The sequence below is a fragment of the candidate division KSB1 bacterium genome (assembly GCA_034506255.1).
GTDB lineage: Bacteria > Zhuqueibacterota > Zhuqueibacteria > Zhuqueibacterales > Zhuqueibacteraceae > Coneutiohabitans > Coneutiohabitans thermophilus.
Window position 1 is genome coordinate 312,353 of the sequence record JAPDPX010000007.1, and the last position, 13,270, is coordinate 325,622.

The following is a 13,270-nucleotide window of genomic DNA, read 5'->3' on the forward strand; positions in this document are numbered from 1 at the left end:
GCGGGTCATGGTTTTGCCGGACTGGGTGGCAGGCGGCCGCAATGCGAACCGGTGCAAACGCGAAGGTCACACCGTGAGCAGGTGTTGACAAACAGCTTGACAAGGGAAAGCGTGTTTTGTATCATCTTGTGCAAAACGGCATTGAACCTTGCGAAAAAACACATCATTTGCAAGGCCGCCGTGACGAATCGGAGCGAGAATGTCACGCAAGTTTCTCCCCGCCAAGATCATCGTCAACCGCGGCATCGAAGCACAAACATTTCACCATCCCCGCGCGCACCTGTTTCATCGCCTCAGCGTTGTCCTGGGCGTGCTCACGCTGGCGGGTTGGCTGGCGCTCACCCTTGCCTTTCCGCGGGTGTTGGCGGCGGTTTACACCAGTCTGCTGCCGGCCGGTGTGATCGTGTGGTTGATGCTGCGTCTGCGTTATGCCCGGCTGCAGACCGGTGCGGTGCGGGTCAGCGAGGAGAACTTCCCTGAAATCCATTACATCCACCATGCCGTGGCGCGCGCGCTGCCGGGCATCGCAGACTTTGCGATTTACGTTACGGCGGAGGCGAGGCCTCCGCGCTGGCAGGCCACCGGCGGGCAGCGCGTGCTGGTGTTGAGCCAGGCGCAGGTGGCGGCAATGATCGGCCGGCCGCAGATCGGCCAGTTGATCTGGCTCGTCAGCCGGATGCTGGCATTGCAGTGGCTGCGCCGGCAAAGCTGGCCAATCACCCGTTTGTTGGTGTTGGTGGCGCGCTGCAATCCCCTGAGCTGGGCGGTGGTCAACTATTACTGCAGTCTCACGCATCTGACGGCGGATCGCCTGGGGTTGGGCCTGGGCCTGTCCCTGATTGATGCGGTGGAGGCGATGAAGACAATGTGCGCTGGCGCCCTCGCTGGCCGTGTCAACTCCGGCCAAATCGAGCGCCAGCCTTTGGAACAACGCCACCGCCTTGCCGAGTGGTGCAACGCAATCCTGACGGCGCAGCCGGGCTTGCTGCGGCGGCTCGCTGAATTGGTGGCCTTCGGGTGCGAGCGTTTTCCGGATTTGTACGCGGACCTCGAACTGCACCGCAAATATGAACGCGAGCTGCTGCCCAGCTTTCGCGAGATTCAGCAATTCTCCGAGGGCAAGGAGGAGGAACGCCGGCTGCAGCGCGAGATCGGCAACCTGGTGTATGATGCCATGAGCGTGCAGCCGCCGGCCGGCGAGGCCGACAGCATCAGCCGCGCCTTTTTGAAATTGCAGCGCAACCGCCAGGCTGCCACCGATCTGGAAAGCAAGATCAGCCGTTTGAATCTGGCCAAGCTGGCCTGGGAAAAAACCGTGGCCGCGATCGCCGCGGCGGAGCAGAAACGCGAAAATGCCACCCGCGCCCTGGAGACGCATTATCGCGAGCTCGGCCGCACGGCGTTCAAGTGCCTGCAGCCCCACCTCGGCACGGATGCCGTTCTGAAACAAATTTTCGAGAAGGCGCTGCAGTATCAGGTCGTCATCAGCGATCGCGAAAACGAAATCGCCCGGCTGGAGGCGGCGAGCGGCAGCGTGCTGGACAAATCCAAACGGCAGATGGAAATCCTGGCACTGCGCACGCAAAACAGCACCGATGCCCGGCGCCTGCAAGCCGCCGCGGAAGCGGTGGGCGAAGAGTTCTGGAAGACCTGTGCCGAACGCTACGAACATGATGATCTCGAGCCCATCAAGCTGCGCATTACCGGAGTAATTGCCGAGCTGGAGCGCCGCCGCCTCGAGCTGGAAAATCTGCATCAGCAGAAACGGCAATATGAGCATGATCTGGAGAAAGAGGGACTGGAGTCCGCGGCGAGACCGGAGGTGGATGTGCCCTTTCTGATCGAGCAGCTCAAGAACGAAGCGCGTGCTGCCAATGCCCTGCGGCCGCGCCTGCTGGAGGAATTGGGCAAAGCCTACTGGCAAAATGAACCATCACCCGCGCCCGAAATCGCCGGCCTGATCGAGCAATTGAACGATCTCAAAAAGCGCCTGCGCGATTTCGAACAAGACGAAGTCTGATTCCTGCTGTCGCCCCGCCCAACCCAGCCCTCACCAACCAAGAGACCCCATGAATTCGACCGGAAATGCCGCGCAATGGGTTGAGTCCACCCTCGCCCACATGAGTCTGGAGGAAAAAGTCGGACAGATGTTGCTTGCCGACTTTGCCGCCGTCTTCACCAACCATGACCATGAGAATTGGCGGCGCATCGTCCGCCTGCTGCGCGAGTTGCACATCGGCGGCATCATACTCGCGGGTGGCGGCTTGCTGGAAGTGGCACTGATCACCAACGAACTGCAGCGGCTGGCCAGGGTGCCGCTGCTGGTAAATGCCGATATGGAAACCGGCGCGCTCTTTCCCTCTCCCTGGCGCCGGGCGCGCGGCCGCGCGCCGGATTTGCCGGCGTATCTCTCCGGCGGTGGCACGGAATTCCCGCGCATGATGGCCATTGGCGCCACGCGCAGCACAGCGCTCGCCTACGAGATCGGCCGGCTCACCGGCCGGGAAGCGCGCGCCGCCGGCATCCATTGGACAAACTCGCCCGTGCTCGATCTCAGCAACAATCCGCGCAACCCGATCATCAACGTGCGCGCCTTCGGAGAAGAGCCCCAACTCGTCGCCCGTCTGGGTGTTGCCTACCTCTCCGGTTGCCAGGCTGCCGGGTTGATTGCCACCATGAAGCACTTTCCCGGCCAGGGCGATACCGACATGGATACGCATGTCACGCTGCCGGTATTGGATTTTGATGCCGCGCGCCTGCAGGCGGTCGAATTGATGCCGTTCAAAGCGGCGATCCAAGCCGGCGTGAAAGCGGCGATGACCGCACACATTGCCCTGCCCAGGATCGATGCCACCTGCCGACCCGCAACGCTGTCGCCCCCCATCGTGACCGGCCTGCTGCGACAACAGTTGCGATTTGAAGGATTGGTCGTGAGCGATGCCCTGACGATGCAGGGTATCAGCGATTACTATTCGGCCGGGGAGGCGGCGCTACTCGCCGCACAAGCGGGCGTGGACATGCTGTTGATTCCGGCAGATATTGACGCCGCCCATCGCCGGCTGGTGCAGGCAGTGCAACACGGAGAATTGCCGCTCACACAGGTCGAAAGCGCGGCCCGGCGTGTGCTGGCCGCCAAGGCCGGCCTGGGTTTGCATCTGCAGCGCACGGTCGCGATTGAAGAGCTGGCGGAGGTGGTGCAAACCCGTGCGGCGCAGGAGCTGGCGCAACAAGCAGCAAGCGCCGCCATCACTTTGCTGGAGGATGATGCCCGGATTCTGCCGCTGCGCACCCATCCCTCCCTGAAGTTGGCGGTGGGCGTGGTGTCCAACTCTGCGCTGGCAACGGAGGGCGAATATCTCAACAGCCGGCTGGCAGCAGCCGGCCACGTGGTGGACACCTTTCGTTTGTCCGCTGAAATGAGTGAAGCCAGGCTGGCGCAAGCGCTCACCGCCTGCCGGCAGGCGGAGGTGGTGGTGTTTGAGGCCTTTCTCACCATGGGAGCCTGGAAGGGCGAGCTGCAATTGCCGCCGCAGGCGCATCAATTCTTGCAGGCGGCGCGCGACGGGCAAAAACCGGTGATTGCCCTCTCTTTGGGTGATCCTTACATGTTCGCACATCTCCCCCCAATGGCTGCCAGCCTGTGTGCCTACGGCGGCAGCCAATTGATGGAGGGCGCCATGGCGCGGGCTCTGTTGGGCGAAGCAGCCATCACCGGCAAACTGCCGGTGACCATTCCCGGCCGGTTTGGCTTCGGCCACGGCCTGGAACGGCACTGGTAGCCGCTGGTTGTGATGATCGGCTGCCGGGGTCAACCTGGCAGAACCGGCAAACGACGGTGCCGAAAAGATTTCCGATTCCCCCTATCGTTCCGCCAATCAATGCACGTTTCAGGTTTCCCGCCCCGTCACCGCCCTGGGGCAAGGTGAGGTATCACGAGGAACCGGGTGCGAGCGGCACCGGGGCGTTGCTCTCCCCCCCCATGCCTGCCTGATCGCGGAGAATTTGAACCGAACAGTCGCCGCGGCGTTAATCGGCAGCGATGTCCACGCCGATTGTGACCTTTCCGCAACGGTTGCAAAATTTCTGCAACGTGGGGCTCTGCGAACCAGGCGGTTGGACGATAAAAATAGGCAACAGAGCAGGAAAAATTTGGATTTCAGTCGTGGTTTCAATATTTTCGGCACTTCAACGAAGTGGATGCTGTTCATGCCCATGCGCAACGCAGTGATGACAGGAAAAAGGCGGTAAGGAGATCAACTTGTTGAGGGGTCGCATGCTGAAAACAGGATTGACCATCGCATTGCTGTGGTTGGGAGTCTGGCTGGATGCCCCGCAGGCACAATCCAACGAAACTGCACACCTTTTTCCGATGCCGGAAGAGATTCGGAATAATGTCGAATTCTGGAAAAAGGTTTATGCCGTTTATCCGACAAACCAGGTGCTGATACACGACATCAACGATCTTTCCATCATCTATGAGATCGTCGATATCGACAACAGCCAGGGTGAATATGCCTACCGCCAGGAGTGGCGCAAAATCGAGGCGATCAAGGACGAATACAGAAGTATTCTCACTGCCCTGGCTGATCGGCGGTTGGACCTCACCAATCCCGGTGCGCGCGCGAAACGGGTGCTGGAAATTTATGGCGCAGAGGCGGACCCCGAGCGCTTGCGCACGGCTGCCAATTCCATTCGCGGCCAGCTCGGCCTGAAGGATCGCTTTCTGCTCGGCATGCAACGTTCCGGGTTGTATCTGGATTTCATCGAAAAGATTTTGGCGGAACACGGCCTGCCGCGCGAGCTGGCAGTGCTGCCGCACGTTGAGTCTTCCTTCAATTACAAAGCCTACTCCAAAGTCGGTGCCGCCGGCCTGTGGCAATTCACCCGTTACACCGGCCGGCTGTTCATGAGGATCGACTATGACATCGACGAGCGTCTCGATCCGCTGCGCGCCACCGAGGCGGCGGCCAAATTGCTCAAACTCAATTACAGCGAGCTGGGGTCGTGGCCGCTGGCCATCACGGCCTACAATCACGGCTTGCAGGGCATGAAACGCGCCAAGGCACAATTTGGCACGGATTTCGGCAGGATTTACACCAGCTATCAAAGCCGCAGCTTCGGTTTTGCCTCGCGAAATTTCTACGCAGAATTTCTGGCGGCCCTGGAGGTGGTCAAGAATGCCAAAACCTACTTCGGGCCAATCGACTATCACGTGCCCGCCGAATTCGTGGAGATCGAACTGGATCGCTTCGTTACGGTGAGGGACATTCTCAAGATCTACAACGTGACGCTGGAGGAGTTTGCCGAGTTGAACTCCGGCTTGCGGCCGCCGGTGTTGAACTCGCAACGCCGCATTCCGCGCGGCTACAAGCTGCGACTGCCCGACCGCCTCGGCACAGATGCCACCCTGCTGGCCGCCAAAATCAATCCCAATGCCACCTATGATTCCCAGGTGGAATCAGAGTGGTATCGGGTGCAGAAGGGCGACAACCTTTATGCCATTGCGCGAAAATTCAATACCACCCCGCAACTGCTGGCGGAAAGCAACAATCTGAGCTTGCGCAGCAAACTTGCCGTGGGACTGGTTTTGCGGATTCCCGAGGGCAAAGCCCCTGCGGCGGCGCCGGCGGTGGCAACCGCTCCTCCCGCTGCGGAACCGGCCGTGATGGCGCATGCGGAGAGCAAGATGCCGCCCCCTGTCATTCCGCCTCCTCCCCCGGCGGCGGTTGCGGACCAAAAGACAGCGAGCAAAGCCGCGCCTGCCACACTTGCCGAACCGACGCTGGCAGCTGACAACAACCGCACTCTGGCAGATGGGGCCCTGATCAAGAATGCGATCGATACCAGAATCGAGCTGACGCCCGAAGCGATTCGCCAGTCCTATGCCGTGCAACGCGCTGATTTACCCCGCGCCGAACGCGAGTCGATCGTGACCTATGAAAGTGAAGCAAGCGCGTCAAAACCGGTGGAGGTGGCGGCGGTCACGCTGCCTGCACCGGTGCGCAACGAGACCATGACCAGGTCGATTCCCCCGCGCTTGCGCACCTCCAAAGATTCCCTGTGGATCAAAGTCGAGCCGGAGGAGACGCTCGGCCATTACGCCACCTGGCTGGAGATTCCGACGCAGCGGCTGCGGGCGCTCAACGGTTTGCGCTACAGTGAAGACATTCGCATCGGCCAGCGGATTCGGCTGTCCTATGCCCGCGTATCGGCCACGGAGTTCGAGCGCCGGCGCAATGAATATCACCGCAGCATCGAGGAAGATTTTTTCTCGACCTACAAAGTTGACAGTGTGCAGACACACCGTCTGAAACGCGGCGAAACCATCTGGAAGATTTGCAACGAGATTTATCAGGTGCCGGTCTGGCTGGTGGCGATGTACAATCCCGACCTCGATCTTTACAATCTCAATCTGAACGATGAGTTGAAAATTCCGTCGGTGGTGAGCATCAATCCGGCAGCCACCCCGCCGATTCAGGAATAACCAGGATTCTCAATCATCCAAACAGCAACGGCCCGCGTGATTTCCCTTGCCGCTGGCATCACGGGGCCGTTGCTGTTTTCTGTCCGTGCCGCGCTGGCCGGTTTGGGCCCGCCAACTCCCGAGGCCATCGCTGCACTGCTTTGTTGAGTTTCAGGTGTATCGCCGCAGGGCCGGCACCGGCCGGCAGTTGTCGCGGTGCCGGCAATTTTTCTCCGGCATTTTCTTTCAGGCCCGATGGCCCTATTTCACCAACGCCATCTTGCGCGTCAGTTTGAAGTCACCGGCCTGCATCTGGACAAGATAAATGCCGGCGCCCAGCGTCACGCCACGGTTGTCTCTGCCATCCCACGTCACGCGATAAACGCCCGGCTCCTGCACTTTTTGCACCAGCGTGCGGACTTCCTGGCCCAGGGCGTTGAAGATCTTCAGTGTGACTTCCACCCGCTGGGGAAGTTCATACTGAATCATGGTTTCCGGATTGAAGGGATTGGGATAGTTCTGTTGCAGTGCGAAAGTCACCGGCACGCTTGCCGCTTCCTCAACGTGCGTCGGCGTGGCCGGCAGGTTGATGGTCACGTTGCTGACACTGGCCCCATTGCCGAGCGTGATGTTGGCGGCATGCTGCTCATCCGGGCCGCCGAAATAGGCCGTGCCACCCGGGCCTGAACTCATCAGCTTGTAGTCACCGGCCGGCACGTCCTCCACCGTGAAAGTGCCGTTGGCTTCGGCAACGGCGGAAGCAACCGGGACGCCATTCGCCAGGGCGAAGACGGCGGCATAGCCTTCACCCACGCTGGAATTGCCGCGCGTCACACGGCCGGCAATCCTGTACGGTCCGGACCGGCCGGCAGCCAGACTGAAATTGATGCCGGTGGTTTCCGCCCCTTCTGTAACCGCAACTGGCGTGGCCTGCCGCCAATGGCGCACATTGTCATAAAATTCCAAAAGGAAATGGCGCGCCCACGCCAGCACGATGTACTTTCCGGGTTTCAGGCCGGGTACGGTGTACTGACCCAGGGCATCGGTCCACGCAAACCCCGGGGCGCCCGGTGTGGTGGGAATGGCAAGCACAATGGCATGTGCAATCGGACTGCCGTCCGCTTCTGCAGTCACGGTGCCACTGATGGCGCCGCGCAGATTGCCGAGTTTTTCCAGCTTGAAGTCAATGCCACTGGTTTCGTTGGGTGCGGTGACGGAAACCGGCTTGGCGTTATCGCGGGTTTCGACGCCGTCATAGAACTGCGGCTTGAAGCCCTTGGCTTCCGCATAGACGACATACTGGCCGGAGCGCAAACCCGCCACGCGATAATTGCCCTGACGATCAGTCTGGCTGTGTGTTGTCCAATTGCTGCCCAGCAACCAGACATGCACCGTGGCACCGGGAATTGGCATGGCATCGGCGCTGGCCACCACGCGTCCCGAGATCGCACCGCCTTGTTCCAGGGTAAAATCAATGCCGGTGATTTCGCCGCTTTCCGGAACCTCGACCGCCGTTGCCTGCTCGAGCGCGGGTGCTTCCTGCCAGAATTCATTGAGATAGCCGTGCGCCTCCGCCATCACAAAATATTTTCCCGCAGGCAAACCTTCCAGGAGATACACGCCGTTCGAATCCGTGCGCGCAGCGTATGGCCCGTTCAGATGGCCAGGATCGCCGGCCGGGTTGGTGGCATGGCGCTCGCGGAAGGCCAGCACCAACGCCCCGCTCAACGGATTGCCGGTGGCCTGAGCGGTCACCTTGCCGCTGATGCGGCTGAGCGGATCGAGCTTGAAATCGATGCCCGCAGTGTGCTTGCCTTCTTCGACGGTCACGGGCGTGGCCTGGCTGCGCTCACGCACACCATCATAAAACTCCGGATGATAGCCGCGTGCCTGCGCCATGACGAGATAGGAGCCCGGCGGCACGCCCGCCAGGTAATTGCCCTCTTCATCGGTGAGCACAGTTCGAACCACCAGCCCGGGCTGCGGACCGCGCGCGGGCTGAATCGTGACCTGCGCCTTTGCCAGCGCTGCCCCGCTGATCGCATCCACCACGCGACCGCGAATCGCGCTGGCGGTCGCCAGGGCCAAGTCAATTCCGGAGACAGTCGCCGGCGGCATGACTGCGATCAACTTTGCTTCCAGCAGGCTGCCGGCATTGTCGTAAAATTCTCCGCGATAACCGGGGGCTTCGGCAAACACCGCGTAGGAACCCGCGGGCAAATTTTCGATCAGATACGTGCCGTCATCGTTGCTTACAGCATGATGCCGGAGGTCGGGCCGCACCACGCGCGAGGCGAAGACATGAGCACCGGCAAGCGGCGTACCTCCGTCTTCCACGGTGATCAAGCCGGCGATACCCGCGCCGCGGCGCAGGCTGAAATCAATGCCGCTGGCAGTATCATGCGCGGCAAGCTGCACCGGTTTGGCTTCAACAAACTGATCGACATTGTCATAAAACTCCGGCAGAAAACCGCGCACCTGGGCCTTCAGGACATAGATGCCCGGCATGAGATTGCCAATAATGTAACTGCCATCCTCGGCAATAGGCGCCTCGCCGCGCCAGGGGCCATCGGCCACCCGCTCGGCGCAGACCATGCCGGTCAGCGGGGTCGTCCCATCCTCCGCCACCACTTTGCCAGTGATTGCCGAGCTGGGCCGTACCGACACAATCACCCTGGCCGCACCTTGAAACACACCCGCGCTGGTTTCCACGAAAGCGACAACCTCGCCCTGCCGCGTTTCGCGACCGGCGGTGAAGACGCCGTGGTCATCGATCTTGCCCAACTCCGGCGGCCGGACTTCCCAGCGAACCCGGCTGATGGCAAGCGGCTCGCCACCCGGGCCGAAGGCGAAAGCTTTGAATTGCTGTTGTTCACCGGGTGGCACCACGGCAATTTCCGGCCGGACCACCACCCGCACCCGCAAGGGATCCTGCCGGCCGATCTTGACCTGCGCCCGGCCGACGAACAACGTATTCCAGCCCTCCGCTTTTGCCTCGGCGATCACCGCACCGGCACCGGCATTGCGGCCGGCGATGAAGAACCCGTCATCGGTGATTTTGCCGAGGGAATCCGGTTCGACACGCCACCGCAGACTGATGATGCGAATATGCTGGCCGGCGGCATCAAACAAGGCGGCTTCGAAACGCTGGCCCTGACCGGGTTGCAGGCTGGCTTCGGGCGGCGTGATCACAAGTTTCGGTTCCCGTTGTGCCAGGGCGCCGGTGGCCATCCCCAACAGGAAAAGCACAACTGCATTTCGTAATGCTCTCATGATGAACTCCTTCTCAACGAATACCGCAATGGGATTGAATGGTGGTCTTGCCACCGTGCGAGAATGGCGCGTGCGTCGTGCTGCGCCACATGTTCCCACCACCCACACATTCTTCCCTAATTGCACTCACCTCCTCGTTGCGACGGTTTTTCCGGGGAATTACATTCTGCCTCGCCACACAGGATTGCAGTTTGTGAAACCCGGCGGGCAGCAAGCTGGCGCTGCAGAATCTTCGCGCACCTGACGGTGGTGCGAACTTGGTCATTCAAAAAACCGCCGGGGAGCTTGCCACCCAACGTGGGCAAGCCACCACCCAACAGAAAATCTCCAGCGGATGGCAGAACCCAACTGTTAAATTTTATCCGTCGGGTTTTCTATCAGTGGGAGAAATCTTTGCTCTCTACACAGATTCAACTCTTAAGAGACCGAGGGGAATCGCAGCAAGTGGCAAAACATTTACACCGCGGGATGTCACGCTCCGCGGAGCCGGATTTCCAAAACACAAAGCCGGAGTGCCGGCGCAAACGCCCAAGCCTTTGCGCTATTCCGCGAGTTTGAGCGCCTCCCGCAACAAATCGAAAGCCAGGGCGGTGGTTTCGGCTGCGACGTGAAGCTGACCCGCCTCATAGGCAGCCCGGGCGCGTCGCCGCATTTCCGTGGCCTGATCCACCAGAATCTGTGCAAAGCCCGACTCATCGCCCTGCAAATTTTTACTCACCTCACTCAGTGTGGCGTCCAACTCTTGCAGGCGCTGGCCCAGGATCCCGCGGTTGGGCGGAGCAGCGGCCGTGCTTTGCACCAGCGCTTCCGCCTGCACCAGGAACTGTTCGGCAAGACGCACCATCAGACGAAAAGCCGCGACGGAACGCAGGGTCTGCCGTGGCCACTGACAAATTCTCCCCGCGCTTGCAGTTGCCCGGCGGGACAAGTCAATCAGAACATGGACTTCCTCATTCGCCACCGCCTCACGCTCTGCCGCAACCGTCTCCAACTCCTGCTGCAACTGCGCCACTTCGCTTTCGCATTGCCTTTTAAAGTCGGCGGCCGGCACGTTGCCACTGCGCGTGGCCAGGGCGATCAAATTGTGACCGTTGACGATGAAACGACTGGCTTGCTGATAACGCTGTTGGTTGAGTGCCTCTTCGGCTTCGCGGCTGAGTTTGCGGGCCTGGTCGAGCAGCACCGCCGCCCCCGGACGGGAGCTTACGCTCGTGATCTGACTCTCGGCAGTCGCCAGGGCATCGCGCAGCGCTTGCAACTCGCGGCGCAGCCGCTCGGCATCAAGCGCCTGCCCGGTGGCCGGGCACAGATCGATGACGCGCAGCAACAAACGTGTGGCACCATTGAAAAATTTCTCGGCACGCAGAAACTCGCCCCGATGAAAAGCCTCCTCCGCCAGACGGCCTTGCTGCAGCGCCTGCTCATAAACCTGTCGGGCGAGTGGCCGGCGGCATTGTTCCAAACCTTCCTGCGCCCGTTGTGCCAGCTCCGTAAGGTATTGCCGCGCGCGTTCGGCACGCTCACCCGGCAGACTGGGCCCGGTTGAGCCTTGCACCAGCTTGAGGGCACGTTCAAGCAGGGTAATCGCCAGGCGAAAATGCTCCACCCCGCGGATGCTGCGGTTCAGCAGGGCGCGTTCACCGAGCTGCTGATTCCTGCGGGCCTCCTGCACCAGCCGCTCGGCCTCGCGGTTGCCACTGCCGATCACTTCACTCTCCGCCCGCCGCATGAGTTCCTCGAGCTGGGTGCGCAGACGTTGCACCGGCGCCCGCAAAGCCAGCTCCATCGCCGCTTCCGCCAGTCGGCGTGCCTCCATCAGCCGCAGGTTGGCTTCGCGCCAACGGCGCTCTGCAAAAGCCTGCTCGGCTTTCTGGCGTAGCATCTCGGCGTCAGCCAGCAGCTTGCGGGCTTCTTCGTTACCAAAAGTCTGCACCACCTCGCGTGCGGTTTCGAGCAGGGCTTTGAGCTTTTCCAGCTCGCCGCGCAGGCCGATTTCGGTTTGCGTGAACGCTGCGCCCGCCAGGCAAGGGATGAGCAGCAGCCCGACCATCCAGCGATGTCTTGTGAACAGGGACATGAGCAATTCTTGAGAGCCAGTTAACCAACTGCCCACTATGCAACCCCCATGCCGCCTTGACAGGGCTGCATGGCGGCAGAATCGGCTCATTGATTTGTAAAGGGATAACGCATGGACATGAATCGATATCAGCTTGCCCTGAGGATTGTGTACCTTATTGAACATCGGACAATGAACCGGAAAGGCCAAGCCAGGACGGTGGCGTTGGAGAGCAGGAGCGTGTTTTCCGCCAATTTCACAAGCGGGGTTTCATGAACAGCCGGCTTCTAAAGCGCCATCTCGTACAAGGCGCGCAAATCTTCCTTCGTCACCGGCCGGGGATTGAGCCGGTGCGCAGCATCCTCAAAGGCTTGCTCAACCAATGCCGGAATTTGTTCGGCTTTCACCCCCACGGCGGAGAGCTTTTCAGGAATGCCGGCAAATTTGTTCAGGCGTTTGACGGTGAGACTGACCGACTCCTCTTTCCTGGCCTCCAGTGCAGCAGCCATCTCCGCAAACCGTTCCGGTGCTGCGTTCTGATTGAAGTCCAGCACCCGGGGCAGCATGATGGCGTTTGCCAGCCCGTGAGACAACCCCGCGATGGCAGAGAGTGAATGCGCCAGCGCCTGACACACCCCCCGCCCTTTTTGCGAGGCCACTGCGCCCATGAGCGCAGCCATCATCATGTCCGTGCGTGCCGCCACATCGTCACCGTAATGCACCGCACGCAACAGGCTGCCGGCGATCAGGCGCAAGCCCTGCAGCGCAATGCCGTCACACAAGGGATGATAACCGCGGGCAACATAAGCTTCCAGACAATGCGTGAGCGCGTCCATGCCGGTGGCGGCGGTGAGGTGGGGCGGCAGCTTGAGCGTCAGTTCGGGGTCGCAGATCGCCAGGCGCGGCATGAGATGGGGTGAGGCAATCACTGTCTTGCGCCCGGTGGCGTTGAGGGTGATCTCCGCGCTGGGGCTCGCCTCGCTGCCGCTGCCGGCGGTGGTGGGAATGGCGAGCAGTGGCGGCAACACCGGACGGACATGCTGCCAGCCTTCGCGTTTTTCGTCGTAGTGCGCCAACGGCGGCGGATGCGTGGCCAGCAAGCCAATGACTTTGGCAGCATCCAGCGGGGAGCCGCCACCCAGGCCAATGATCATGTCACACTTCTCCTGCTGAAAACGCGCGACCCCGGCCTGCATGTTGTCTTCTATCGGATTCGAGACGACTTCATCGAACACGCTGAACTCCAGCCCGGCTTTTTTGAGCGGCACGATGACTTGTTTGATGATGCCGCTCGCCACCAGGCCTTTGTCCGTCACGATCAGCGGCCGCACGCCACCCAGTTCAGTGAGCGCTGCTTCGAACCGGCTGATGGCACCGGGCCCGAAAATGATTTTGGTGGGAAAGGAGAAGGTGGTGATCATGGCCGTTGCTTGGATGGAAAACGCTTTACGCCTGCGCGCAGTTTTTCAAATGGTGCA

At 60.9% G+C, this 13,270-nt stretch carries 6 protein-coding genes; 3 read left to right on the top strand and 3 right to left on the bottom strand.

The window, feature by feature from the left end:
• Positions 1-199: 199 nt before the first annotated feature.
• From ONB52_16095 to ONB52_16105, 3 genes are all read left to right on the top strand, one after another.
• Positions 200-2,020: a hypothetical protein gene (locus tag ONB52_16095; GenBank protein ID MDZ7417659.1), complete on the top strand. Its 1,821-nt coding sequence runs from the start codon at positions 200-202 to the stop codon at positions 2,018-2,020.
• 49 nt (positions 2,021-2,069) lie between these two features.
• Positions 2,070-3,779: a glycoside hydrolase family 3 protein gene (locus tag ONB52_16100; protein ID MDZ7417660.1), complete on the top strand. Its 1,710-nt coding sequence runs from the start codon at positions 2,070-2,072 to the stop codon at positions 3,777-3,779.
• Between the two features lie 494 nt (positions 3,780-4,273).
• Positions 4,274-6,484 (top strand): LysM peptidoglycan-binding domain-containing protein, encoded by a 2,211-nt coding sequence (locus ONB52_16105; protein MDZ7417661.1) that lies wholly within the window; start codon positions 4,274-4,276, stop codon positions 6,482-6,484.
• Positions 6,485-6,724: 240 nt separating this feature from the next.
• Here ONB52_16105 and ONB52_16110 read toward each other — a convergent pair whose 3' ends face one another.
• The 3 genes from ONB52_16110 to ONB52_16120 form a co-directional block, all read right to left on the bottom strand.
• The gene (locus ONB52_16110) at positions 6,725-9,736 is read right to left on the bottom strand and encodes a carboxypeptidase regulatory-like domain-containing protein (protein ID MDZ7417662.1); all 3,012 of its coding nucleotides are present in this window, start codon (positions 9,734-9,736) and stop codon (positions 6,725-6,727) included.
• 541 nt (positions 9,737-10,277) lie between these two features.
• The gene (locus ONB52_16115) at positions 10,278-11,813 is read right to left on the bottom strand and encodes a hypothetical protein (GenBank protein ID MDZ7417663.1); all 1,536 of its coding nucleotides are present in this window, start codon (positions 11,811-11,813) and stop codon (positions 10,278-10,280) included.
• Positions 11,814-12,079: 266 nt separating this feature from the next.
• Complete coding sequence (locus tag ONB52_16120) at positions 12,080-13,213, bottom strand: iron-containing alcohol dehydrogenase (protein MDZ7417664.1); 1,134 nt, start codon at positions 13,211-13,213, stop codon at positions 12,080-12,082.
• Positions 13,214-13,270 lie beyond the last annotated feature (57 nt).